A 24983-nucleotide genomic window follows, 5' to 3' on the forward strand; every position below is an offset into this window, starting at 1 on the left:
ATGATACAGTACGACGAAAAAATATATTTCTATTTGCTATTTATCATTCCGGTGGTAGTGGTGCTGTTCCTTTTATTATTGGTGTGGAAAAAAAGAACTCAGAAAAAATTTGCTGACACTGAACTTTTAAAAAGGCTTACCCCTAACCGCTCCTATAATAAAGGAGGGATTAAATTGGTTGTATTCATTTTAGCTATGACCCTATTGGTCATCGGGTTGGTCAACCCAAAAATTGGCACAAAACTTGAAACCGTTAAACGAGAAGGTGTAGACATAGTATTTGCGGTCGATGTCAGTAAAAGTATGCTCGCAGAAGACATAGCACCTAACAGATTAGAAAAGGCAAAACGATTGGTTTCTGAAATCATAAACCAATTGGCAAGCGATAGAATAGGTATTATCGCCTACGCCGGCCAAGCATATCCACAATTACCGATTACAACCGACTATGGTGCAGCAAAAATGTTTTTGCAAAGTATGAATACCGATATGCTAACATCGCAAGGTACGGCCATTGACCAAGCTATTGAATTAGCTACTACCTATTATGACGATGCAGAGCAAACCAATAGGGTTCTATTTATTATTTCCGATGGTGAAGATCACTCAGAAGGCTCAACTATAGATGCTGTTGAAGATGCTGCAGATGAAGGCATTATTATCTACACCATAGGGGTCGGTAAGGAAAAAGGAGCTCCAATACCTATAAAAAGAAACGGAATATTAGAAAGCCTGAAGAAAGATAGTCAAGGTGAAACCGTAATTACAAAATTAAATGAGAGTGTTCTCGTGGATATTGCAAATGAAGGCGACGGACAATATATTGATGGGTCTAATACCGAAACGGCCGTAGAATTCATTAAGGAAGAATTGCTGAAAATGGATAAAAAAGAATTTGAAGCCAAGCAATTCGCAGAATATAAAGATCAGTTTCAATGGTTTATTGGCGGGGCACTATTGCTTCTCTTTTTAGATATTTTTATCTTGGACCGCAAGACAAGCTGGTTAATGAAACTCAATTTGTTCAATGAGAAAAGAAATGAATAATATAAGCACAATTTTAGTATTACTTTTTGTTTGCTTTTCATCTTTTGCTCAAGAAGTAGACGAGAAGGAAAAAGAAAAGGCGTTAAGATCATCTACTAATCTTACTTGGGACGGAAACAAGGCGCTATCGGAAGATAATTTTATAGCCGCAGAGGTAGATTATAGAAAAGCAATTGCCAAAAGTTCAGAGAATAGCGCCGCTCCCTACAACTTAGGAAACGCGTATTACAATAACGAAACTTATAATGAGGCCTTTAGCCGATTCAAAGAAGCTGGTGAGGCATCAACAACAAAAGAAGATAAGCATAAAGCATACCACAACATGGGTAATGTATTTATGAAAAATAAAGACTACGCCAAGGCTGTTGAAGCTTACAAAGAGGCTTTGCGAAACAACCCAAAAGATGAAGAAACCCGTTATAATCTTGCCTTAGCGAAGGAGCTTCTTAAAAAAGAGCAAGACGAAAATAAGCAGAACCAAGACGATAAGGACGAGGACAAAAAAGATCAAGACGAAAACAAAGATCAAGATAAAAAAGACGAAGGAGAAAACGAGGACAAAAAAGATCAAGGTGAAGACGGCGATAAGGGTGATGAAGGAGATAAAGACGAAGAGAAAAAAGACGATAACAAAGAGGGTGAAGGGGAAAATGAATCTGATCAAAAGAAGAAACCTGAACAAGGTGACGGAAATAACGAACAAGAGCAACAACAACCCAGACCTAATCAGCTTTCAAAACAGCAAGTTGAAAATCTATTAAGAGCAATGCAAAATGCCGAGAAAAAGGTTCAAGATAAAATTGATGCTAAGAAGGTAAAAGGTGCTAAAATTAAAAACGAAAAAGATTGGTAGACTTTAAGTCCATAACTAAGCTAGGGTTGGTAATAACCGTATTTCTATCATCTGTGTTGATGATGGCCCAGGGCAATGATGAGGTTACTTTTGAAATGAAGTTAAGTAAACCTAAGCTTGGTATCAATGAACGACTAAGGGTAGACTTTGTAATGAATCGGGATGGTGATAATTTCAATCCGCCAGATTTTACCGGTTTTAAAGTCATTATGGGTCCGTCACAATCTATTAGTTCTTCTTGGATCAACGGTGTTAGAAGTTATTCAAAATCATACTCATACACCTTGGCCCCAACTGCCAGAGGTAAGTTTACCATAAAACAAGCATCAATCGTCATTGGAGGCGAAACCTATAAATCATTGGCGCAAGATGTAGAAGTTACCGCTGCAGTAGACAAACCTAGCGATCAAATGACGGCCGATGATATTGCCGATGAAAATTTGCATTTGGTTGCTGAAGTCTCAAAATCAAACCCGTATTTAAACGAGGCAATTACCGTAATCTATAAACTATACGTTAGTAGAAATATCAGTGTTTCTAACTATCAACCATTAGACAACCCAACATATAATAATTTTTGGAGTCAAGATATTAAAGTAAATGCACTAAGCGCTCAAAATGGCACGTACAAAGGAAAACCTTATCGCTACGTAATATTGAAGCGGGTAGTTCTGTATCCTCAAAAATCGGGTAAGCTTGACATAGAACCGTTATCACTAGATGTTACCGTAGATGTACCAACAGGCAGAAGAGATTTCTTTGGTCAACGAATGTATGCCCAAACCAACAAAACCGTATCTGCCGGAAATAGAACCATCAATGTAAAACCTTTACCATTAGAAAATCAGCCAGCCGATTTTAATGGTGCAGTTGGTGATTTTGATTTTTCAGTGACTACAAGTAAAACCAGCTTAAATGCATCAGAATCTTTACAAGCAACGGTAGAGGTCAGCGGAAAAGGAAATCTAAAATTATTCAAACTTCCAGAACTTGAATTACCGAGTGCTTTAGAAGTTTATGAGCCCGAATTTACCGAAGGGGTTAGAACCACTTTGGCAGGCATGCAAGGTAAGGTAAGTAACCAGTACACCATTGTACCATCTTTTAGGGGAAAATATCCTATATCACCATTAAGCTTTAGTTACTTTAATCCATCCACAGGAAAATATGCAACTTTAACTTCAGATGAAATAGTGATCAATGTATTAGAAGGTCCGTTGAGCGCATCATCTAATTCTACTGTTAGCCCTAATAACCAAAAACAATCGGTTATTGCTAGCGGAAACCAATTTAATTTTATTAAGCTAAATCCAAATTTAACAGGAAAAGGCTTCTCTTATTTCTTTGGATCTACATCATTCTATCTATGGTTGTTATGCCCATTATTATTGATACCCATAGCAATTATACTTAGAAAGAAAAGAGATGAAATGGCGGGAGATATTGTGGGTAATAAAATTAGAAAAGCAAATAAATTGGCTCGTAAATATTTATCTGCCGCTAGAAAAGAATTGGGTAATAAAGATTCTTTTTACGTGGCTTTAGAGCGCGCATTACACAATTATTTGAAGGCCAAGTTGAAGATAGAAACCTCAGAGTTCAGTAAAGATAAAATCACCCACTTACTGACCGAAAAAAATATAGACGACGCTTCTGTAAATAGCTTTATTTCCCTTCTTGAAAACTGCGAGGCTGCGAGATACAGCCCATTTTCTAATGTTCAGATGCAGGCAGATTATGATAAGGCGAGCGAAGTTATTTCTATAATGGATAAACAATTATAAACATGTTCAAAAAGCTAGTTACTCTTATTGGCCTATTTATGGTTTTACTGTGTACCGCTCAGAACAATCAATTGTTTAAGCAGGCAACAGAAGCATATAATGCAGGAGATTACGAAAAAGCAGCCGATTTTTATAATAGCATCCTTGAAAATGGCAAACATTCAGCTGCTGTATATTATAATTTGGGCAATGCCTATTACAAACAGAATAAAATTGCAGAAAGCATATATTTCTACGAAAAAGCCCTGTTATTATCCCCAAATGACGAAGAAATAAAAACCAATCTCAGCTATGCTCAAAACATGACCATAGATGCTATTGATACAATGCCCGAAACCGGTTTATCTAGACTTTACAAGAATATAACGGGTAAGTTAACTTTTGATCAGTGGGCATATTTGGCTATAGGGTTTATGATGCTTTTTGTAGTGTTATACATTCTTTTCTATTACTCTAATTATTCCACAAGAAAAAGATTAACCTTTATTGGTAGTCTACTTGCAATGTTTTTCTGCATTATCTCTGTAATATTCGCTTATGTTCAACGAAGTGATTTTGACAAAGACCAACCTGCTATTGTTTTTTCTGAAGAAAGTCTGGTAAAAGCTGAACCTAATAACAGCAGTGCCGAAGTATTTATTTTACACGCTGGCACTAAAGTGAACGTTCTTGATCAATTAGACGATTGGAAGAAAATAAAACTTGCAGACGGCAAAACAGGATGGTTACCAAATGATGATATAAAAATGTTAAAGGATTTTTAGAAAATTGTTAACAATTTTTGACAGTTTGCGTACTATCTTTACGCTTCTTATTTTTGTATATGCAATTTATCGCACGTTTTACACTCTTATTTTTTTGGCTATTTGCAATAACTGCACCTAGCATTATTACCCTGTGCGATGTTGATAACCCAATTGTTATTACCAATTTAAACGAGGAAGAGCAAGAAAGCGGTAAGAAATCAATGGGTGAAGAAAAATTTGTAAAAGATAATTCTATTCATTTTTCATTTATATCCATTCATGAAAACTCTATAATCGGAAACATGAATACCATAGGTTATCTAGACCTATATTTAGAAGTCTTTTCTCCTCCGCCAGATTACATTAGTTAATATTCCGTATTTTTTATATTAACTAATCAGTCCTTAGTTTAGGACTTAATTATTTTACTTCATGTTCAAACATATTAAAAGTGATATTCCAGCGAGTATCGTTGTATTTTTTGTTGCGTTACCTTTATGTTTAGGTATTGCATTAGCTAGTGGAGCCCCACTATTTTCAGGTTTAATTGCCGGTATTATTGGTGGTGTCGTTGTTGGCGGACTTAGTGGCTCCAAAATCGGAGTTAGTGGACCTGCTGCAGGTTTGGCAGCAATTGTTCTTACTGCAATTGGAACCTTAGGCGGGTATCAAAACTTTTTGGTCGCCGTTGTTTTAGGTGGTATTATCCAAATAGTATTTGGTGTTTTAAAGGCTGGTGTTATCGGCTATTATTTTCCCTCTTCAGTAATTAAAGGAATGCTTACCGGTATTGGTATTATTATTATTCTGAAACAGATTCCTCACTTTTTTGGTTATGACCCAGATCCTGAAGGTGACTGGGCCTTTTTTCAAGTTGATGGAGAGAATACATTCTCAGAGATACTCAACACCGTTAACAATATCAGTCCCGGTGCTACCTTAGTAGCTATTATTGGATTATCTATATTGTTACTGTGGGACAAAGTTTTATCTAAAAAAGGAAAAATATTTCAGATAGTACAAGGACCGTTGGTAGCTGTAGCCGTGGGTATTATTTTTTATATTCTAACGCAGAACAGTGAAACACTTGCCATTTCAAATGAGCATTTAGTGAGCGTACCCGTACCGGAAGATGCTGCATCATTTTTAGGACAGTTCAGTTTTCCGAACTTTAGTGCTATCTCTAATCCACAGGTATGGATAACAGGTTTTACCATTGCTCTAGTCGCTAGTTTAGAAACCTTACTTTGTGTTGAAGCAACAGATAAGTTGGATCCGCATAAAAATGTAACTCCTACAAACAGAGAGTTACTTGCTCAAGGTACTGGTAACATCATCTCTGGTATGATCGGTGGTCTTCCTATTACACAGGTAATTGTTCGTAGTTCTGCAAACATTCAATCTGGTGGTAGAACAAAATTATCGGCTATCATTCACGGTTTTTTACTGTTGATTTCGGTGATTCTAATTCCAACGTTGTTGAATATGATTCCACTATCGGTTTTAGCGGCAATTTTATTCATTGTTGGGTTTAAACTAGCCAAACCTTCGCTATTCATGAAAATGTATAAGTTAGGTTGGAAACAATCGATTCCGTTTTTTGTTACCGTTTTAGGTATTGTATTTACAGATTTACTTATCGGTATCAGCTTAGGGCTAGCCGTTGGTATTGTTGTAATACTGCTTAAAAGCTACCAGAACTCACATTTTCTACATATTGAGGATAATAGTGATGGAAAGCACAAAATAAAAATGACCTTGGCAGAAGAAGTAACTTTTTTCAACAAAGGAGCAATTTTGAAAGAATTGGACAATCTACCTAAAAACACCTATCTAGAAATTGACATATTAAAGACTCGATATTTGGATCATGATATTGTAGAGATTTTAGAAGACTTCAGTTTAAAGGCTAAAGAAAGAAATATTGATATTAAGCTGATATCAAAACGGGGAGTGGTAGAAAACCCTCCAAGTTATATTGAGTTCTTTGAAAAAAGACCAAAATCTAAATTAAGCCTTAGCTAACAGATTATTTAATACGCAATTAAAATAATGTTCATTTGTGCTTACCTAATCTATATAAACGTGTAAGTTTATAGGGAAAGCAGATAAAGAACATATTAAAAAATATTATAAAACATTATGAAAGCACATACTAAAGAAACACAAGCCACAATGACTCCAGAAAAGTCGTTGACTTTTTTAAAGGAGGGCAATGAAAGATTTCAAAATAACCTAAAAGCAAACCGTAATCTCTTAGAGCAAGTAAATGATACTAGCGAAGGGCAATTTCCATTTGCTACAATTTTAAGTTGTATTGATTCTAGAGTATCTGCAGAGCTAGTTTTTGATCAAGGTCTTGGTGATATCTTCAGTGTTAGAATAGCAGGAAATTTTGTTAACGAAGATATACTTGGCAGTATGGAGTTCGGTTGCAAATTAGCCGGAACAAAACTAATTGTTGTTTTGGGCCATACTAGTTGTGGTGCCATTAAAGGTGCATGTGATCACGCAAGGTTAGGGAACTTAACTGCATTGATAAATAAAATTGAACCAGCAGTAGACGCTGTAAAAGAACCTACGGATGAAAGTCTTAGAAATTCCAAGAATTTAAAATTCGTAGATGAAGTGGCTTCTAAAAACGTAGAGTTGACCATAGCTAACATTAGAAAGCAAAGTCCTGTTCTTGCAGAAATGGAAGAAAATGGAGAAATTAAAATTGTTGGCGCTATGTACGATATTGCTTCTGGAGCAGTATCATTTTATGAGTAAACATAGATTTATATAGAAATACTTAAAAAAAACCGATGTGCTTACATCGGTTTTTTTATTTCTCATCTCACTATTACACCGATATTAAAAGAGCATTTTCGCTTTTTAAGTATTCTAGCGTCTATATAAACCGCCAAAAACATATTAAACCTCTTTTAAAAGTTTTAAATTTGCGGCTTTAATCAACATTCATGATTGATAATATAAAGAAAGAAATTGCAACAGTAGCTTCGTTTACAGCCGATAACATAGAGGCTGTTGAAACGTTTAGAATTAAGTACCTAGGTAAGAAAGGAATTCTTAATGACTTTTTTGCTGAATTTAAAAATGTACCCAATGAACAAAAAAAGGAATTTGGGCAAACTATTAATGAGCTTAAGCAAGCTGCTACCGCAAAGGTTGAGTCTCTAAAAGAAGCTTTAGAGAATACACAAACCGAAGAACAGGTCTATGGCGATTTAACCAGACCTGGAAATCCTATTGAGCTAGGAACCCGTCATCCAATCTCCATCGTAAAAAATAGGATCATCGATATTTTCTCAAGAATAGGTTTCAATGTTTCCGAAGGTCCAGAGATTGAAGATGATTGGCACAACTTTACCGCATTGAACTTACCAGAATACCATCCGGCAAGAGATATGCAAGACACTTTCTTTGTTCAAACAGATCCGGATATTCTTTTACGTACACATACCTCATCGGTACAAGTACGCTATATGGAAAACAACAAACCGCCAATTAGAACTATTTCTCCTGGTAGAGTTTATAGAAACGAAGCAATTTCCGCTAGATCACACTGCTTCTTTCATCAAGTAGAAGGTTTATACATTGACAAAGATGTTTCCTTTGCAGATCTAAAACAAACCCTGCAGTATTTTACTACCGAGCTTTTTGGAAAATCTAAAATTAGGCTTAGACCTTCTTATTTTCCATTTACTGAGCCAAGTGCAGAGGTAGACGTGTATTGGGGATTGGAAACCGAAACAGATTATAAGATGACCAAAGGTACCGGTTGGTTAGAAATAATGGGTTGTGGTATGGTAGATCCCAACGTTTTAAAAAATTGTGGTATAGACCCAGAAGTCTATTCTGGCTTTGCCTTCGGTATGGGTATAGATCGTATTGCATTATTACTACACCAAATTTCTGATATTCGTTTATTAAGCGAAAATGATTTACGGTTTTTAGAGCAGTTTAAGAGCGCACTTTAAAGTAGTACAGTGAAAAAAGATATTGAAATACCAGTTGCCAAAGATGTTTATGTAGCCATGATTCGTGAATGGAACGAAGAATTTTTGGACAAAGATTGGAATGCCTATATCATTAACGATCGTAAAACACCTATTGAAATGACCATGGTAGTCTCTAAAGGGTATGATCAAGATCGTAAATCTTCTACGATGAGGCACGGTATCGGCGACATGGAACCTAAGTCTTTTAGAAAAATAGAGGTAGTACAAGAAGATGTTTTGGGGTTGAACAATGAGTTTTTTGTCACATTCTATGCGGATAATAAGTTGTACGAAAAACGCTTTGTGTTCGAAAAGAATACCGTGACAGAAAATAACTTGGTTAATATTCAATTGATCGATAAAGAGGGCATTTTGGCTAAGTAAGATTTTAAAAGCAACCAATGCATCTTGCGGCTATCTAATAAATAAAACATGAAGCTTAAAATTGCAATCTTATTATTCATCATTATTTTAAACAATGCCTGTGACGTTTCTCAGGAAGGAACAGATTGTGCTTTAGTTGATTGTGCAGTTGGACAATTATTTTCTGTTGAGTTGATCGATAATGACGGTAATAATTTGATTACCAACGGCACCTATGCCATTTCAGAAATATCAATAACCATTAATGAATCTGAAATAGATTTAATACCCTTTAACTCTAACGATTTTCTAAATTTTATAGTTGAAAATAAAAGTGGTGAAAGCATTTATACCATACGATTTTCAGAATCTGAAATTGATACGTTAAATCTCAATTTGGTTGAATTGAACCAAACTTCAGTTTGCTGCGGTCCCTATTATGCAGTTCAAAGTGCTACTTATAATGGTACCGATCATGAGATACTGGCTAACGAGAATGATGATTTTTTTAAAATTACTGTAGTCAAGTAATTAAATTATTCCATTTCTAAACTCCTATAAATAGTAGTTATATTGGGCTAAATAGCTGTAACTAGATTCAACAGCATCTTCGATTCTTCTAAATTTCAATACTTTAACATTTTTTAAGTTCTTTTGGTTTGTTTACTACCGAACTAATCATACCTTTGTGCTTTCAAATTAAAAAAATGAGTAAAGAAGAGAGCAAACAAGTATTAATAGAAGAGTTAGGAGTATACTTTGAGACAGAGTATGACCTACCTCCGCTTGCTGCCAGAATCTTTGCAAATTTAGTTGTTACCGATGAGGACGGATTAACTTTTGAAGATTGCCTTGAAAAAAGAGGTGCTAGTAAAAGTTCTATTTCCACATCTTTAAACCTATTACAACAAATTGGTTTTATCAACTATTTCACTAAATCTGGAGATCGTAAGCGTTATTTTAAAGTAACTCGAAAAGATGCAATTTTTAGCAATAAACTTAAGCAATCATTAAAAAAGTTAGAAACAGAATGTAAAATGATTGATAAAGTTGCTACATACAACCAAAAATACAATGCATCAAAATATGAGGAAAACAAGGAAAAGAAAGAAATCTATCTTAATTGTTTAGAAGAAACCAAGAGAATTTTTAAGCAAACAATCAATGATCTAAAAAACTTTCAAGAATAATTTTTTTACACATTTAGTTCGTTTTTTACCGAACTATCAGAATTAACAAAACCTTAACAAGGAAACAACAATCATAAAAACAAGACCCATCTAAAATGAAAAAGTTATCAATTATAGGAATATTAAGTTCAGCTTTACTTTTAAGCTCATGCTTTGGTTCATCTGAAAAACCGGCACAAGGTGCTGCAGCACCACCTCCACCAAGTTTGGAAGTAGGTACTCTTAATCCAGAAACTATTACCATTTACAACGAATTTTCAACCACCTTGCAAGGAAAGCAAAATGTTGAAATATGGCCAAAAGTTTCGGGCTTTGTTCAAGAGATTTATGTTGAAGAAGGTCAGAAGATAAAAAAGGGACAATTACTTTTTAAACTAGAGACCCAAACCTTGAACCAAGATGCGAATGCTGCCAAAGCTTCCGTCAATGTTGCTCAGGTAGAAGTCAATAAGCTAAAGCCCCTAGTAGAAAAGAATATTATCAGTGAAGTACAATTAGAGACTGCAAAAGCTCAATTAGAACAAGCAAAAGCTAATTACGAGAGTGTTACCTCTAACATTAACTATTCTAGAATTACTAGCCCGGTTGACGGCTATATTGGAGAAATTCCATTTAAAGTTGGAACATTGGTTAGCTCTAGTATGACACGACCTTTAACTACTGTTTCAGATATTAGTGAGGTACGTGCCTATTTTTCTTTAAACGAAAAAGAACTTTTAGAGCTAAAAGAGTCTATGCCTAAAAACGACAATAACCAAATGGATCTTGAGAAAGCTCCAAAGGTAACCCTTATAATGGTCAATGGTGAAGAATACCCACAACCCGGTAAAATAGCCATGATAAACAACATTATCAACAGTACTACAGGTAGCGTTACGGCTAGAGCAGATTTTGAAAACGAAAACAATTTGTTAAGCAGTGGTAGTACAGGTAAAATTAAACTTCCTGCTATATACGAAGATGCCTTTGAAGTTCCACAATCTGCTACAATCGATTTACAAGGTAAAAAACTGGTTTATGTTGTAAAAGATGACAATACGGTAACTACAAAGCCTTTAAATATTATTACAACTACCCAAAAAGGATTCATAGTACAGAATGGTTTGGAAAAAGGTACAACCATTGTGCTTGAAGGTGTGTCAAAATTAAAAGACGGAATGACCATAAACCCGGTCAAATAACAATCCGAAATTCATTATAACATATAAATAAAGAACAATGTTTCAAAGATTTATAGATCGTCCCGTACTTTCTACGGTGATATCGATCATCATCGTCATACTTGGTATTTTGGGTTTATCAACCTTGCCAGTAGAACAATATCCAGAAATTGCCCCACCAACAGTTCAGGTAACAAGTACCTATACCGGAGCAAATGCTGAAACCGTATTGAACAGTGTTGTTATTCCGTTAGAGGAACAGATTAACGGTGTTGAAGACATGCTGTACATGACCTCTAACGCGAGTAACGACGGTGCATCTACTATTAACGTATTTTTTAAACTTGGTACTGACCCAGATATTGCAGCGGTTAACGTACAGAACAGGGTTGCGAGAGCAAATAGTGTATTACCACAGACCGTGGTTCAAACCGGTGTAATTACACAGAAATCACAAACCAGTGCATTGCTTTTCTTCTCATTATTCTCGGATAATGATGAGTATGATGCAACGTTCGTTGAAAACTATGCAAGAATTAATATAGTACCCAAATTACAACGTATTGAAGGTGTAGGTAATGTAACGGTGTTTGGTTCTAAAGATTACTCAATGCGTATCTGGTTAAATCCAGAAAAAATGGCAGCATATAACCTAATGCCATCTGATATTCAAGCAGCATTAAACGAGCAAAACCTTGAAGCGGCAACCGGTAAGATCGGTGAAAATGCTGATGGTGTTTATGAGTATGTATTAAAATATAAAGGCCGTCTTTCTGAAGAAGCGGAATATGAAGACATTATTATTAGAGCACAGGAAAACGGACAGTTTTTAAGATTAAAGGATGTTGCCGAGATTGAATTAGGAGCTTTCAACTACGGTACAAAGAACGAAGGTATGGGTAAACCCGGTACTGCCGTTGGGGTCTTTCAAACCTCTGGGTCTAATGCAAATGCCATTATTGATGAAATTGAAAGCATTTTACAAGAGAGCCAAAAAGATTTTCCAAAAGGATTGGATTATGTTATTCCATTTAACTCAAAAGATTTCTTAAGTGCTTCTATTGACCATGTAATACAAACATTAATTGAAGCCTTCTTATTGGTTTTCTTGGTAGTATTCATCTTCTTACAAGATTTTAGATCTACGTTAATACCAGCTATTGCCGTTCCAGTGGCCATTATAGGTACATTCTTCTTCTTATCCCTATTTGGATATTCCATTAACATGCTGACTTTGTTCGCGATGATTCTTGCCATTGGTATTGTGGTGGATGATGCCATTGTGGTAGTCGAAGCGGTGCATGCGAAAATGGAAGAAGGGGCAACGAATGCTAAAGTGGCTACAAAATCTGCCATGTCCGAAATTTCAGGAGCAATTATCTCGATTACCTTGGTGATGTCGGCAGTATTTATTCCGGTGTCTTTCATTAGTGGATCATCGGGTGTGTTCTACCAACAATTTGGTATTACCTTGGCCATCGCCATTCTTATTTCTGCGGTGAATGCATTAACCTTGAGTCCGGCGTTGGCTGCACTTTTATTGAAGCCTCATAACCCATCCGAAGAACATAAAAAAGGATTTACCAAACGTTTCTTCTCTGCTTTCAACACAGGGTTTGATGCCATGACAGATAAATATGTTGGTTCTGTTAAACTCTTTGCCAAAAGAAAATGGTTGACATGGGGATCGCTTGTAATATTCTCCCTAATTGCGGTTATGCTATTTAGATCTACCCCAACAGGATTTATACCTAATGAGGATCAAGGATTAATTTTTGCCGACGTTACCATGCCACCGGGCACTACTTTGGAACAAACACAAAAGACAGTGAAAAAACTTGATTCCATTTATCAATCTATGGATATCATTGAAGCGAGAATGAACATTACCGGTTTCAGTATTTTGAACAGTGTTAATGGTGGTTCTTACGGATTCTCTGTATTACGACTTAAAAACTGGGCAGAAAGAGAAGGTGAAGGCGAATCTGTTAAAGCGGTTCTAGGTAGTTTATTCGCTAAAACAGCTGGTTTAAAAGATGCTAAAATATTCTTCTTTACTCCGCCAAGTGTTAGAGGTTTTGGTAACTCTACCGGTTTTGAAATGAACTTACAGAGTAAAGATGCCGATGATTGGTCTTCTGTAAATGATGTTACCAATGAATTCTTAGCGGCACTGAACGCTAGGCCAGAGGTACAATATGCCATTACGAACTTTAACTCTAACTTCCCTCAATACGAGTTACAGGTCGATGTGGAAAAAACCAAAATGGCCGGCTTGGCAGTAACAGATGTTTTTAGTGCAATGCAAGGTTACTATGGTGGTCTTTACACAACAGATTTCAACAAATTCGGTAAGCAATACCGTGTAATGATACAGGCTAAACCTGAGGATAGAGCAGATGAAAATTCATTGAACCACATTTTTGTAACGAATGCCAACGGAGAATCTGTTGCGGTATCACAATTTGTTTCATTGAAGAAAATTTACGGTCCGGAAGTGGTTAGTAGATTTAACCTCTTAAGTTCTGTGAAAATTAACGGTGCAATGAACCCTGGGTACTCAACGGGTGATGCTATTGCGGCTATTGAAGAGGTAACAGCACATGTTTTACCTAATAACTACACCTATGAGTATTCTGGTCTTACCAAAGAAGAAAATAGTGCGGGCAGCCAAACCATCATCATATTTATGCTGAGTTTGGTATTCGTATACTTCTTATTAAGTGCACAGTACGAGTCGTACATCTTACCATTATCGATAATACTATCATTACCAATAGGTATTGCCGGTGCTATTGGATTCGTAAGTATGGCCGGACTTGAAAACAACATCTATTTTCAAATTGCCTTGATCATGCTTATTGGTCTTCTTTCTAAGAATGCCATTCTTATTGTAGAGTTTGCTTTGCAACGTAGAAAACATGGCATGTCAATAATCGATTCTGCCATAGATGGTGCAAAAGCGAGACTTAGACCTATTTTAATGACTTCGTTCGCCTTTATTCTTGGATTAATGCCATTGGCTCTGTCTAGCGGTATTGGTGCAGTAGGTAATAGATCTATTGGTATGAGTGCTGTTGGTGGTATGTTAATAGGTACCATATTCGGTTTGTTTGTTATACCGGCATTATATGTCATTTTCCAAACCATGCAAGAGCGTATTTCGGGCGCACCACAAGAAGTTATTGAAAATAAAGAACTATAGAAATCATGAATAAATTAGTCACTAATAAGCTAATACTGGTTGCATTATTACCGCTTTTGTTGCAGTCTTGTTTTACAGCAAAAACGTATGAACGCCCCAGTGTAGAAACAGAAAACCTTTATAGAACAGATAATCTGCCACAAGACAGTATCTCTTTTGCAACAGTTTCATATAAAGACCTTTTTACAGATTCTTATTTAAAGACATATATAGAAAGGGGATTGCAAAACAATCTTGATATTAGAATTGCATTGCAGAACATTGCTGCTGCAGAGTCATATGTTAAACAAGGTAAGGCAGGTTATTTGCCTACCTTGAACGGTGCCGCAAGCGCTACAAGAACGGCAAAGAACAGTGAAAACGGACAGTTTGGTACACTTTTTACAGAACCATACAATCAATTTGAAATGTCTGGTACCGTTTCTTGGGAAGCCGATATATGGGGCAAAATTAGAAGTACTAAACGTGCCAGTGATGCCAGCTACCTACAAACCGTAGCTGCCCACAAAGCGGTAAAAACAAGTTTAGTTGCACAAATTGCGACTACGTATTACCAATTATTGGCTTTGGACAAACAGATTGCGGTTACTGAGAAAACCATTGAAACACGCAGTAAAAGTTTAGAGACCATTGAAGCATTAAAAGAAGCTGGTCAAGAAAACCAAGTAGGTGTAGATCAGACCGCGGCACAACTATATAGTGCTCAAAGTCAATTGTTAGACCTTAAGAACCTACAATACCAAGCTGAAAACACCTTGAGTATTTTGCTAAGTGAACCACCGCAAGATTATGCGCGTAGTACACTAGATGAGCAAACACTACCTAGTGATTTAAAACTTGGTGTACCTGCCCTTTTATTACGCAACAGACCAGATATTATGCAGGCGGAATATGGATTGGTGAACAGCTTTGAGCTAACAAATGTTGCTAGAAGTAACTTTTACCCTTCTATTACGCTATCTGCCCAAGGCGGACTGCAAAGTTTAGAAATTGATAACTGGATAGATTCTAGCTCCATCTTTGCAAACCTAGTTGGCGGACTTACACAACCTATTTTTAATGGGCGAAAAATTAGAACTGCTTATGAAGTTGCAAAAATAGAGCAAGAGCAGTCGTTGCTAAGCTTTAAACAAGCACTTTTAACAGCTGGCAAAGAAGTGTCAGAAGCTTTATACGATTACAATATTGCTGTTGAAAAAGAAGTGTTCGTGAGTAAACAAGTGGTTGCCCTAAAAAGAGCTGAAACCAATTCTGAAGAATTATTGAACAGTGGTTACCTAACGTATTTAGATCTATTAACGGCAAGAGAAAATTCATTGAACGCCGAACTCAATTTAGTGGACAACAAATTTTCTCAATTATCGGCTACCGTAGAGTTATATCGCTCACTTGGTGGTGGATGGCAATAGATCTATGCTTTAAAAAAATGCAGAAAAAAACTGAATATATTGAGCAGGCATTAGTGGTTTTCTCTAAATATGGATGCAAAAGGGTCGGAATGGATGATGTGGCTGAGACCCTTGGCATCTCTAAAAAAACATTATATGAAGTTTTTGAAAACAAGAGTGATCTTGTACACGAAAGTGTTTCACTTTTACTGAATAGAACGCATGATAAAATGAGCAGGTTTTTTCAAACTTCTGATCAAACGCCAAATCCATTTAATAATATTATTCATATTTATAGAGTAGGACTTAAGGAGCTAAGAAACCTAAGTCCTACTTTTTTATATAGCCTAAAGAAATATTATCCTCAATCCTATAGACTTTATGACAATTTTACCAAAGCGGTAGTCTGGACCTACGTTTTGGATTTATTGGAAGAAGCAAAGACTGAAGGACTCTTAAGAGATAACATAAACATTAAGCTCATATGCGAGCTATTTCTTCTTAGAATAAATGAGGTAATAGTACCAAATAGAGATTTTTTTGATAGCTATACTACAGATGAACTTTTGGAACATTTAATTATAGTGCCGTTACATGGCATTAAAAAATAAAAACGTGTTAACGTAGTCCAAAACCTTTTGCAGCCCACCATGGGTGAATTTCTATTTGTAACCTTCCTGCCTCTACCATAGGATCTGCATTTGCCAAACTATCGGCCATTTCAATATTGGGTGTATTGTAAATTGTGATTCCTCTAATATCTCCATCATCTCCAAAAGGACCTGAAATATCGGCATACCCTAATTCATACATCTTACCCAAATGTGCCATATGCAGACGTTGTAAGCTATCTGCTTCAGATTTGGTTTGCTTACGGTTTGGTCCACTTTTTAAAAAAGCAATATAGTACTCTTGCATAAGTATGGTGTCCTTGGTTTTTTCATCTACATAATCAAAAATTTGAAAACCTTTCTCGGTAAGCTCTGTCTTCAACTTTGCCGCCGATTTCTTTTGCGCTTTAGGTTCAACGTTGGCAACTTCCGTTGTATTTTCTTTACAAGCCTGTATAAAGATTAACGCTATTAATACCCAACAAATGTTTCTATTACTTACCATAAATTAAAGGGTGTTTTACTTAATTGAGAGTTATAGTATTTTACTTCTCCTGTTACTTCAATTCCAAGCCAATCGGGTTTATCAAAAGATTCATTTTCATGGTTCAATTCGATTTCAGCCACTGTTAGTCCTTCATTTTCATCATAAAATTCATCCACCTCATAAACATGGTGTCCTACCGGTACTTCATACCTGTATTTATCTAGAATTCCTTTTTCACATAACTTCAAAAGATTTTCTGCATCCTCTACAGAAATTTCTTTTTCCCATTCAAATCTAGATGTGCCTGAAGTATTAGATTTTCCCTTTACGGTAATAAAGCCTAGCTCTCCCTTAATCCTTACCCTTACCGTTCTATTGGGATCGGTGTTTAAAAAACCTTGAACAATTCTGGTTTTAGAACTTGCTCCCGATTTATAATCGTCTGATTTGACTAAAAATTTACGCTCTATTTCTATCATATGAATGGTTAAAACTACTATCCAAAAACTAAGATAAGTCTTAAATTTGCTTATGCCCAATGAAATGCCTTTGCGAAAAATTATTCATGTTGATATGGATGCATTTTATGCCTCTGTAGAAGAATTGGATAACCCTGATTTAAAAGGGAAACCTCTGGCAGTAGGCGGAAGTGAAAAAAGAGGTGTAGTTTCTGCCGCGAACTATGAAGCTCGCAAGTTTGGGGTACGTAGTGCAATGAGCGGATTTCAAGCCAAAAAAAACTGCCCGCACTTAACCTTCGTAAAACCCAGATTTGAACGGTACAAGGAAATTTCAAAACATATACGAGCTATCTTTTTTGAGTATACAGATTTAGTTGAACCGCTATCTTTAGATGAAGCTTATCTTGATGTTACCGTCAACAAAAAAGGAAATCCTTCCGCTACTATGTTGGCCACTGAAATACGACAACGTATATTAGAGAAAACAGGTTTAAATGCATCCGCAGGTATTTCCATCAATAAATTTATAGCCAAAGTCGCTAGTGATATAAATAAACCTAACGGACAAAAAACGGTTAATCCAGAAGAAGTGATTCCTTTTTTGGAAAATTTAGACATACGTAAGTTTTATGGAGTGGGTAAAGTCACCGCTGAAAAAATGTATAAGCTGGGTATTTTTACCGGTAAAGATTTAAAAGAAAAATCTATCGAATTTCTAGCTGATAATTTTGGCAAGAGCGGTCCCTACTATTATCACGTAGTTCGTGGTATCCATAATAGTGAAGTTAAACCACACCGCATTCCAAAATCAGTTGGTGCAGAGCGTACTTTCAATGAAAATCTTAGCAGTGAGGTTTTTATGCTAGAGCGATTAGAGCACATTGCCCAAGAATTAGAAAGAAGACTAACGAAATCAAAAGTTGCCGGTAAAACAATCACCCTGAAGATAAAATACAGCGATTTTACTTTAAATACCAGAAGTAAAACAATGCCTTATTTTATAGCTGATAAAGACCTCATTTTAGAGACTGCAAAAGATCTTTTATACCAAGAAGAGCTGCAAAATTCCGTTAGGCTATTAGGTATTTCTTTATCTAACCTAAATACAGAGGATAAAAAAGCCAAAAAAACTGACGATAAATCAATTTTAGTACAATTAAAGTTTGATTTTTAAATATTGCACCCTTTTTTTAACCTTTTGTCCAATAATTAAAAAAGTTAACAAAAATTAACGGCTTATAGTTGTACAGCAATAATTGCTAAGATAATTTTGGTTGCTTAAATGAAAAAGAGTTTATTAAAATTTCTTCTTTCCCTCTGTATATTACTTACCGGTATTTACAGTCCTCTATTTGCTAACTACAATATAGAGGGTACTTCTTTTCATTCGGTTCAAAAACTCTCAAATTCAATTTCAAATACCCCAGAGGCGGCTTCTTTTCATAAAGCAGTTCTTAAAAACTCATTTGGCAACCTCAACAAGCTTCTTGAGATTGAAGCTATTGAAATTGAGGAAGAAGAGAATGAGCAATCTCATGTTAAAAAAGTGGTGGAGTTCCAACAATCCTCTGCTTCTTTTTATTTATTAGCTGTTTTATTCTTATTCAGCTATTTTACAAATAGCAGCACACTACACAAGCTATTTACTTTTCTACCCATAACAGATAGGCGCTTTGTCCTATACCAGGTATTTCGCATTTAAAATTTCCCTAGGTCAAGTACTCAACTTGACCCGAACATCACAACATTATTAAGCAACAGCCAATTTAAGATGTATCATCTTGTGCTTTAATGTTGTATGTCTCCACATTTTCAAATTACATTTTCCAATCAATTAAATATTCATTTTTATGACCAAGAGCGTACTCCTGATGGCTACCGCATGCACATTGTTTATTGCGGCAAGCTGTAATTCTAAAAAAGAAAAAAAAGAAGAGCACACCAAATTTTTAGTCACTAGTCCCATTAAAAAAGATACTTCAATTACAAAAGACTATGTGTGTCAAATTAACTCCTTTAAACATATTGAACTAAGAGCCTTAGAGAAAGGGTATTTGAAGGAAATTCACGTTGACGAAGGTCAGCTTGTGAAAAAAGGGCAAAAAATGTTCAACATTATGCCGAACATCTATGAAGCCGATCTACAAAAAGCAAAAGCAGAGGCAAAAGTTGCCGAAATAGAATTACAAAACACCCAACTTTTAACCGATGGTAATGTCGTTTCTAAAAACGAACTTGCCATGGCAAAAGCCAATTATGACAAAGCCAATGCCGAAGTATCGTTAGCACAGACCCATTTAGGTTTCACCAATATTCGTGCACCTTTTGATGGTATTATGGACCATTTACACGTTAGGGAAGGAAGCCTTTTAGATGAGGGTGAACTATTGACCACATTATCGGATAATTCTAAAATGTGGGTGTATTTCAATGTGCCCGAAGCAGAGTATCTAGACTACATTATGAGTACTGATAAAGATGCTAAAAAAGAGGTACAACTCTTAATGGCGAACAACAAAAAGTTCAATCAAAAGGGTATTGTTGAAACCATTGAAGGTGAATTCAACAATGAAACCGGTAATATTGCCTTTAGGGCCACCTTCCCAAATCCAGATCAAATTCTAAGGCATGGTGAAACCGGTAGTGTTCTTATGACCATTCCTTTTAAATCTGCATTGATCATACCTCAAAAAGCAACTTTTGAAATTTTGGACAAACGCTACGTTTTTGTTTTGGATCAAGACGATGTTGTTCACCAAACCGAAATTTCCGTTTCCGCAGAACTTCCTCACCTTTTTGTGATAGGCAAGGGATTACAGCCAACGGACAGAATTTTAGTAGACGGTATTAGAATGGTTAAAAACAACGAAAAGATAGAAACCGTATTTGCTGAACCTGCCGAAGTAATGTCAAAATTGGCAGTTTACGCCGAGTAACCAAAAAACAAAGAACATGTTCAGTAAGTTTATAAAAAGACCGGTATTGGCCATCGTCATATCGGTAATCATAGTATTCGTAGGGTTGCTTTCCATTAAGCAATTGCCTATTTCACAATTTCCGGATATTGCCCCAACAACGGTCAATATCTTTATTGCCTACCCTGGTTCTAGCGCAGATGTTTTGGTAAAATCCACGCTTATCCCTTTAGAAACCGCTATAAACGGTGTTCAAGGTATGCGCTATATTGCCTCTGATGCTACCAGTGCGGGCGAAGGTACACTTCGTATTATTTTTGAACCTGGCACAGATCCAAATCAAGCCGTGGTTAGGGTAAAAACAAGAGTAGATCAAGTTATGCCCTTATTACCAGAACTGGTGCAACGAGAAGGGGTTATCATAACTCCCGTACAGCCAAGTATGTTAATGTACGTAAATCTGTATAGCGACAATAGTGACGACCATGAGTTGTTTCTTTATAACTATGCCTATACTAAAATGATTCCTGAAATTCAGCGATTAGACGGTATTGCAAGTGCTCAAATTTTAGGTAGCCGAAAGTTTGCTATGCGCGTATGGTTGAAACCAGACCGTATGCGTGCCTATAATATTTCTGCAGAAGAGATTCTTCAAGCTATGGAGGAGCAGAGTATTTTGGCTCGACCAGGTAGAATTGGGCAAAGTTCAGGTAAAACATCGCAGTCACTAGAATATGTGCTCTTGTACCAAGATAGGTATGATGAGCCACAACAGTACAAAGACATAATTCTTAAGGCGAACCCAGAAGGAGAAATACTAACCTTGGGCGATGTTGCCGATGTTGAATTAGGCAGTGAGTTCTTTGATATCTACTCTAATCTAGATGGTAAGCCTTCTGCCTCTATTGTATTAAAACAAACTTTTGGCAGTAATGCCAGTGATGTAATTGCCGAAGTCAAAGAGAAACTGGCAGAGTTAAAAACAGAATTGCCCACAGGTTTAGACTATAAAATTAGTTATGATGTATCTAACTTTTTAAACGCATCCATAGATCAAGTTATACATACATTAAGAGATGCATTTATATTGGTTGCCATTGTAGTTTTCCTCTTTTTGGGCGATTGGCGTTCTACCTTAATACCCATTATAGCCGTACCTGTTTCTTTGATCGGGGCATTTTTTATCATGCAATTATTCGGTCTCTCCATAAACTTAATTACGCTATTTGCCTTGGTACTCGCTATTGGTATAGTGGTCGATGATGCCATTGTGGTGGTAGAAGCCGTGCATGCCAAAATGGAAGAAAAACACTTGAGCCCCTATGAAGCGGTAAAACTAGTGGTAAATGAAATTGGTGGTGCAATTATCGCCATTACATTGGTAATGGTTTCCGTATTTATTCCCATTGCATTTATGACGGGGCCCGTTGGTGTTTTCTATAGACAGTTTTCCATAACTATGGCAGGATCGATTATTTTATCTGCCATTGTTGCATTGACATTGACACCGGTGCTTTGTGCTATGATCCTTAAAAATGATCACGGCAAAAAACGTAAAAAATCACCTATTGATAAATTCATTGATTGGTTCAATAGAGGTTTTGAGAAACTAACCGGTAGCTATGTTAAGGTACTGAATAAAATTGTTGCTAGACGAGTACTTACCTTTGGTATTCTAGCGGCATTTTGCGTTGGTATTTTCTTTACAAATGAATCTTTACCTGCAGGGTTTATACCAAATGAAGATCAAGGTATGATCTATGCCATTATTCAGACTCCACCAGGTTCTACGCTAGAACGTACCAATGATGTAGCAAGAAAACTACAATTGATCTGTGAGGAGACCGAGGGTGTTGAATCTGCTTCTTCATTAGCTGGTTACGAAATTATGACAGAAGGTCGTGGATCTAATGCCGGTACGGTTTTAATTAACCTTAAACCTTGGGGAGACCGCCACCATTCTGTTCATGAAATTATGGAAGAACTGGAAGAGGAAACCAAAGATCTTGGAGCCGTAATTGAATATTTTGAGCCACCTGCGGTACCTGGTTTTGGTTCTTCCGGGGGATTTTCCATGCGTCTTCTTGATAAAACAGACGGAACCGATTATCACGAATTTGAAAAAATCAACAATGATTTTATGGCTGCATTGTCCGAGCGTGAAGAACTAACTGGGCTATTTACTTTTTACTCGACCAACTATCCGCAGTACGAATTGAAAATCAATAATAAAATAGCCATGCAGAAAGGGGTTTCCATAGATAAAGCGATGGAAAACCTAAATATTCTTATTGGTAGTACTTACGAGCAAGGTTTTATTCGTTTTGGTAGATTCTTTAAAGTGTATACCCAGGCAGCTCCGGAATATAGGGCCTTGCCTTCTGACCTCGAAAAATTGTTCGTAAAGAACGAAGAAGGTGAAATGGTGCCATATTCTGCATTTATGTCCATGGAAAAGAAGCTGGGTCCGAATGAAATTACCCGTTACAATCTGTACAATTCAGCTTCCATAAGAGGGCTTCCGGCAAGTGGATTTACTAGTGGAGATGCTATTGAGGCCATTAACGAAGTTGCAGAACAAACACTGCCCAGGGGTTTTGATGTAGCTTGGGAAGGATTATCGTATGATGAGGCACAAAGAGGAAATGAATCCATTTATATTTTCATGGTAGTTTTAATCTTCGTTTACTTTGTTCTTGCCGCACAGTATGAAAGTTTCTTACTTCCGTTGACCATCATCTTGTCATTACCGGTAGGTGTTTTAGGGTCTTTCTTTATGCTAAAGGCTATGGGGCTGGCAAACGATGTTTATGCACAAATCGGACTCATAATGCTTGTTGGTCTCTTAGGTAAAAATGCTGTGCTTATCGTAGAATTTGCGGTACAGAAAAGAAGACAGGGCAGCACCATTCTAGAAGCCGCCATTGAGGGTGCAAAAGTACGTTTTAGACCAATTTTAATGACTTCTTTTGCTTTTATAGCAGGATTGATTCCGTTGGTAATTGCACATGGCGCAGGTGCAATCGGAAATAGAACCATAGGTGGATCTGCCATGGGAGGTATGCTTATGGGTACCCTAATAGGAGTACTTATAATTCCTGGTCTGTACTACATTTTTGCAAGAATGGCAGATGGTCGCGGACTCATAAAAGGAGAATCTGACGAGCCAATTTCAGAAGAATTTGTACGAATCAGTGAGGGCGAAAGCAAAACCCGTCAAAAGCTTCGTGAGTTAAAACAAATGATTAAAAAACTAACCAAAAGAGAAGATAATGATTAAAGTTATTAAACCCTTGAAGCATGGAAAATTGCTTTTCGTGCTTCTAATTCAAATAGGCTTTTTCTATTCTTGTGTACCCACTAAAGAATTGAAAGTAGCCAATAAAGATCTTCCAGAGAATTATGCACAACAATTAACGGATAGCGTTAATAGTGCACAATTAAAATGGAAAGATTTCTTTGAAGACGAGTACCTGGTGGCCTTAATAGATACGGCATTGACCAACAACCAAGAGTTACGCATTATGATGCAGCAGATTGATGTAGCACAAAATGAAGTAAAAGCCAGAAAAGGAGAATACCTTCCTTTTATTGATTACGGCGTTAGCGCAGAGGTAGAAAAGGTTGGCGAATACACGCGTAACGGTGCTGTTGAAAAAAAACTGGATGTAAAAGAGGGAGAAGAATTTCCAGAACCGTTAACCGATTATTCCGCTGGATTATTTGCTACATGGGAACTTGATGTTTGGAAAAAACTTCGCAATTCTAAAAAGGCGGCGGCATTAGAGTACTTGTCTACCATTGAAGGAAAAAACTTTATGGTTACTAGGTTAATAGCAGAAATTGCCCAGTCATATTATGAATTGATCGCATTAGATAATCAATTGGCAATTATTGAACAAAATCTAGAACTACAGGGCAACGCCTTAAAAATGGTACGATTACAAAAAGAAGCTGCCAGAGCCACAGAATTGGCAGTTAAAAGGTTTGAGGCGGAGGTAGCCAAGAACAAAAGTCACAAATTTGAAGTTCAACAAGAAATTGTTGAAATGGAAAACAAGTTGAATTTTTTGGTCGGTAGACAGCCACAACCCATTAATAGAAATGCTGAAGATTTCATTGAAACCAAAATCAATGCAATAAATGCCGGTATTCCTTCGCAGATACTTTTAAATAGACCCGATATTAGACAAGCGGAATTTGAACTGGAAGCCGCAAAACTGAATATTAAGGTTGCAAGAGCTAACTTTTACCCTTCTATTGGGCTTAAGGCAGGTGTAGGTTTACAAGCGTTTAAACCTAAGTACCTAACACAAACTCCAGAATCTTTACTCTATAGTGCCGTTGGGGATATTGTAGGTCCATTAATCAATAGAAATGCTATTAAAGCTGATTATAACACTGCAAATTCTAAGCAGATTCAGGCAGTTTATGAGTATGAAAAAGCAATTTTAAGTGGATATATAGAAGTAGTGAACATGCTATCTAATATAGAAAACCTTAAAAAAAGCTACGTTCTAAAAGAGGAACAAGTGGAAGCTTTAACGGCATCTATTGATTTGTCTACAAGGCTATTTCAATCGGCAAGAATAGAATACATTGAGGTACTTTTAACACAGCGTGAAGCACTGGAGTCTAAAATGGAGTTGGTTGAAACCAAAAAAGATCAACTATTGGCAAATATAAATGTTTATCAAGCCTTAGGTGGTGGATGGAACTAACTACACCGTAGTTAATTTCAATTAAAGAAAATCCTCAATAGTGGTAAA

At 36.5% G+C, this 24983-nt stretch carries 22 protein-coding genes; 20 read left to right on the top strand and 2 right to left on the bottom strand.

Annotated features, from left to right (window positions below; genetic code table 11):
* The 15 genes from DCS95_RS13930 (at position 1) to DCS95_RS14000 (ending at position 16351) form a co-directional block, all read left to right on the top strand.
* On the top strand, positions 1 to 1047 hold the full coding sequence (locus DCS95_RS13930) for a VWA domain-containing protein (RefSeq protein ID WP_116771392.1): 1047 nt from the start codon (positions 1 to 3) through the stop codon (positions 1045 to 1047).
* Positions 1028 to 1900, top strand: coding sequence for a tetratricopeptide repeat protein (locus DCS95_RS13935; protein ID WP_244178460.1), 873 nt, complete (start codon positions 1028 to 1030; stop codon positions 1898 to 1900). Before DCS95_RS13930 ends, DCS95_RS13935 begins: the two co-directional genes overlap by 20 nt.
* A 59-nt stretch (positions 1901 to 1959) precedes the next feature.
* On the top strand, positions 1960 to 3684 hold the full coding sequence (locus DCS95_RS13940) for a BatD family protein (RefSeq protein WP_116771393.1): 1725 nt from the start codon (positions 1960 to 1962) through the stop codon (positions 3682 to 3684).
* 2 nt (positions 3685 to 3686) lie between these two features.
* On the top strand, positions 3687 to 4448 hold the full coding sequence (locus DCS95_RS13945; protein WP_116771394.1) for a tetratricopeptide repeat protein: 762 nt from the start codon (positions 3687 to 3689) through the stop codon (positions 4446 to 4448).
* Between the two features lie 59 nt (positions 4449 to 4507).
* On the top strand, positions 4508 to 4801 hold the full coding sequence (locus tag DCS95_RS13950) for a hypothetical protein (RefSeq protein ID WP_116771395.1): 294 nt from the start codon (positions 4508 to 4510) through the stop codon (positions 4799 to 4801).
* Positions 4802 to 4862: 61 nt separating this feature from the next.
* On the top strand, positions 4863 to 6455 hold the full coding sequence (locus tag DCS95_RS13955; protein WP_116771396.1) for a SulP family inorganic anion transporter: 1593 nt from the start codon (positions 4863 to 4865) through the stop codon (positions 6453 to 6455).
* A 117-nt stretch (positions 6456 to 6572) separates the two neighbouring features.
* Positions 6573 to 7202 carry a carbonic anhydrase family protein gene (locus tag DCS95_RS13960; protein WP_116771397.1) on the top strand — a complete coding sequence of 210 codons (630 nt, stop codon included), beginning with the start codon at positions 6573 to 6575 and terminating at the stop codon, positions 7200 to 7202.
* A 191-nt stretch (positions 7203 to 7393) separates the two neighbouring features.
* The gene (pheS, locus tag DCS95_RS13965) at positions 7394 to 8413 is read left to right on the top strand and encodes a phenylalanine--tRNA ligase subunit alpha (RefSeq protein WP_116771398.1); all 1020 of its coding nucleotides are present in this window, start codon (positions 7394 to 7396) and stop codon (positions 8411 to 8413) included.
* Between the two features lie 9 nt (positions 8414 to 8422).
* On the top strand, positions 8423 to 8818 hold the full coding sequence (locus DCS95_RS13970) for a hypothetical protein (protein WP_116771399.1): 396 nt from the start codon (positions 8423 to 8425) through the stop codon (positions 8816 to 8818).
* A gap of 48 nt (positions 8819 to 8866) precedes the next feature.
* Positions 8867 to 9328, top strand: coding sequence for a hypothetical protein (locus DCS95_RS13975; protein ID WP_116771400.1), 462 nt, complete (start codon positions 8867 to 8869; stop codon positions 9326 to 9328).
* A gap of 176 nt (positions 9329 to 9504) precedes the next feature.
* Positions 9505 to 9987, top strand: a complete 483-nt coding sequence (locus tag DCS95_RS13980; protein ID WP_116771401.1) for a GbsR/MarR family transcriptional regulator — start codon at positions 9505 to 9507, stop codon at positions 9985 to 9987.
* A gap of 95 nt (positions 9988 to 10082) precedes the next feature.
* The gene (locus DCS95_RS13985; protein ID WP_116771402.1) at positions 10083 to 11168 is read left to right on the top strand and encodes an efflux RND transporter periplasmic adaptor subunit; all 1086 of its coding nucleotides are present in this window, start codon (positions 10083 to 10085) and stop codon (positions 11166 to 11168) included.
* 37 nt (positions 11169 to 11205) lie between these two features.
* Positions 11206 to 14352, top strand: coding sequence for an efflux RND transporter permease subunit (locus DCS95_RS13990; RefSeq protein ID WP_116771403.1), 3147 nt, complete (start codon positions 11206 to 11208; stop codon positions 14350 to 14352).
* Between the two features lie 5 nt (positions 14353 to 14357).
* Positions 14358 to 15761 (top strand): TolC family protein, encoded by a 1404-nt coding sequence (locus DCS95_RS13995; RefSeq protein ID WP_116771404.1) that lies wholly within the window; start codon positions 14358 to 14360, stop codon positions 15759 to 15761.
* 17 nt (positions 15762 to 15778) lie between these two features.
* Complete coding sequence (locus tag DCS95_RS14000) at positions 15779 to 16351, top strand: TetR/AcrR family transcriptional regulator (protein ID WP_164674199.1); 573 nt, start codon at positions 15779 to 15781, stop codon at positions 16349 to 16351.
* A gap of 7 nt (positions 16352 to 16358) precedes the next feature.
* Here DCS95_RS14000 and DCS95_RS14005 read toward each other — a convergent pair whose 3' ends face one another.
* Positions 16359 to 16856, bottom strand: a complete 498-nt coding sequence (locus DCS95_RS14005; RefSeq protein ID WP_116771406.1) for a YciI family protein — start codon at positions 16854 to 16856, stop codon at positions 16359 to 16361.
* Entirely contained in the window at positions 16850 to 17317 is a 468-nt protein-coding gene (locus tag DCS95_RS14010) for a CYTH domain-containing protein (protein ID WP_116771407.1), read from the bottom strand. The genes DCS95_RS14005 and DCS95_RS14010 overlap by 7 nt, the downstream gene beginning before the upstream one ends.
* 52 nt (positions 17318 to 17369) lie before the next feature.
* Between DCS95_RS14010 and dinB the strand changes: the two genes are divergently transcribed.
* From dinB to DCS95_RS14035, 5 genes are all read left to right on the top strand, one after another.
* Complete coding sequence (gene dinB / locus DCS95_RS14015) at positions 17370 to 18473, top strand: DNA polymerase IV (RefSeq protein WP_116771408.1); 1104 nt, start codon at positions 17370 to 17372, stop codon at positions 18471 to 18473.
* A 108-nt stretch (positions 18474 to 18581) separates the two neighbouring features.
* Positions 18582 to 19001 carry a hypothetical protein gene (locus tag DCS95_RS14020; RefSeq protein ID WP_116771409.1) on the top strand — a complete coding sequence of 140 codons (420 nt, stop codon included), beginning with the start codon at positions 18582 to 18584 and terminating at the stop codon, positions 18999 to 19001.
* 148 nt (positions 19002 to 19149) lie between these two features.
* Positions 19150 to 20235, top strand: coding sequence for an efflux RND transporter periplasmic adaptor subunit (locus tag DCS95_RS14025; RefSeq protein WP_116771410.1), 1086 nt, complete (start codon positions 19150 to 19152; stop codon positions 20233 to 20235).
* Between the two features lie 16 nt (positions 20236 to 20251).
* Positions 20252 to 23494, top strand: a complete 3243-nt coding sequence (locus tag DCS95_RS14030) for an efflux RND transporter permease subunit (RefSeq protein WP_116771411.1) — start codon at positions 20252 to 20254, stop codon at positions 23492 to 23494.
* Positions 23487 to 24935: a TolC family protein gene (locus tag DCS95_RS14035; protein WP_116771412.1), complete on the top strand. Its 1449-nt coding sequence runs from the start codon at positions 23487 to 23489 to the stop codon at positions 24933 to 24935. Before DCS95_RS14030 ends, DCS95_RS14035 begins: the two co-directional genes overlap by 8 nt.
* Positions 24936 to 24983: the final 48 nt, after the last annotated feature.

This window comes from Maribacter litoralis, assembly GCF_003075045.1.
GTDB classification, from domain to species: Bacteria; Bacteroidota; Bacteroidia; order Flavobacteriales; family Flavobacteriaceae; genus Maribacter; species Maribacter litoralis.